Genomic DNA, 1,928 nt, shown 5'->3' on the forward strand with positions numbered 1-1,928 from the left:
TCTTATACAAATAATGATAAGAATCCTGAAATAATAGATGGGCAACAGCGTATTACATCTTTTATGTTGTTACTACGAGCTTTTTATAAAAAACTTGAAATGATGGATGAAGATTCTAATGTAACGGGACTTAAAAATCAAATAGCACCTTGCATTTGGGAAGTAAGCAGAATATCACAACAAGTAGAAGATAAAACTAAAATTCATATTCATTCTGAAGTTGCTACAGATGAGGATAATAATACTTTTCACAAAATCTTAGAAATAGGGGAAGTTGATAAAAATAAACAAGACAATTATTCCATTAACTATGCTTTCTTTCTTGAGCAATGTAATGAATATGCTAAAAGTAATCCTTTGCATTGGAATGACTTCTGCGTAACAATTCTTGAACAATGTGTAATTCTACCAATAGAATGCGATACACAAGATACTGCCCTCACTATATTTTCTACTTTAAATGATAGAGGAATGCCTCTTGCTGATTCTGATATATTTAAAGCTCAGTTATATAAAAATTATGAGAGAGAAGCTAAAAGAGAATTTACTGATCAGTGGAAAGAATTAACAAAAATATGTGAAGAAGGGAATTTTACTATTGATGATGTCTTCAAATACTACACTCACATTCTTAGAGCAGAAAAAAAAGATAAATCAAGAGAAATAGGATTGAGAAAGTTTTATGCTGAAAATAAGTACGAAAAACTCAGAAGCCCCAACTTATTAGCAGATATTATAGATCTTGCTATCTTTTGGAGGTATCTAAATAGCAATAAAGCCATTGATCAATATCCTTATTATATATCTGATGATACAAGGAAATATATCCAATGTTTAAACTACTACCCCAATGAATTTTGGAAATTTCCTGTAAGTGTATTTTTTATTAGAAATAGAAATACTCCTAATTTTGACGAAAAATTTAATTCTATACTCAGAGAACTTACTGCTTTCTTATTTGTAAAATTTATATATGCTCCATCAGTAAATGTCATTAGAGATGATATTTTTGATTCTTGCATAGCATTACACACTGAAAACAAACTAAAATACAATATTGAGTTTAATAAAGATTCTTTAAGAGAGCGTATTGAAAGCATTGGTTCTTCTACAAGAATGACTAGAGCTCTTTTATTACTTTATGCATACTTAGATGAAAATCAAACAAAATTAATAAACAATAACTTTGATATAGAACACATTTTCCCTAAGAAATGGCAAAATACAAACTATAATGGTTGGGAAAGAGATGATGCTGATTTATATTTAGATAAATTAGGTAATAAAACTATTTTTGAAAAGAGGCTTAATATACAAGCTGGGAATCAATATTTTGCACTGAAAAAAAACAAATATGCTGAGTCTGAAATAGCTACAGTTCAGAGTCTCTCAAAATATCCTAAATCTGACTGGGTGAAGGAAGATATTGAAAAACGTGAAAAAGATGTTATAAATAAATTGATTACTTTTTTTGAAAGTGAACTGACAAAAAAATAACCCTAAAAAGTAATAAAAAAGCGATTCTCTTAGTAAGGAATCGCTTTTTTATATGAGTATTATACAGTAAAATCTCACACTGTTTTAATTTCTACTAACCCCTATTCTCTTCATAATAACCTCTGCTCAAGCCTGTCTTTAATTGATTTTGAAAAAATTTGAAGCATAGGTTATACCCCTTATCAAAAAGGCTCTGAATAAACTCATTACTCTTTCTAAGTTTACAACCTTGTTCCTCCATACGACAACTATTTGCTTAAGAACAAAATTAACTGCAATTTTGCAGTCTAAAAAACGTGTTCTTTGATATTTTGTTTAGTATGGTATACAGCTCAATTCTTTAAAACAAAAAAAGAGCAATCTAATTATTTAGATTGCTCTTTTTATAAGAAGGCGGCGACATACTCTCCCACTTGCGTAGTACCATCTGC

Annotated in this window: 1 protein-coding gene; it reads left to right on the forward strand. The window is 29.2% G+C overall.

Going from position 1 to position 1,928, the window contains the following annotated elements; all coding sequences use genetic code 11:
* On the forward strand, positions 1-1,497 hold a 1,497-nt coding region (locus HMPREF9074_RS05845), incomplete at its 5' end, for a DUF262 domain-containing protein (protein ID WP_052141370.1).
* Positions 1,498-1,928: the final 431 nt, after the last annotated feature.

The sequence above is a fragment of the Capnocytophaga sp. oral taxon 329 str. F0087 genome, assembly GCF_000213295.2.
Classification (GTDB): Bacteria; Bacteroidota; Bacteroidia; order Flavobacteriales; family Flavobacteriaceae; genus Capnocytophaga; species Capnocytophaga leadbetteri_A.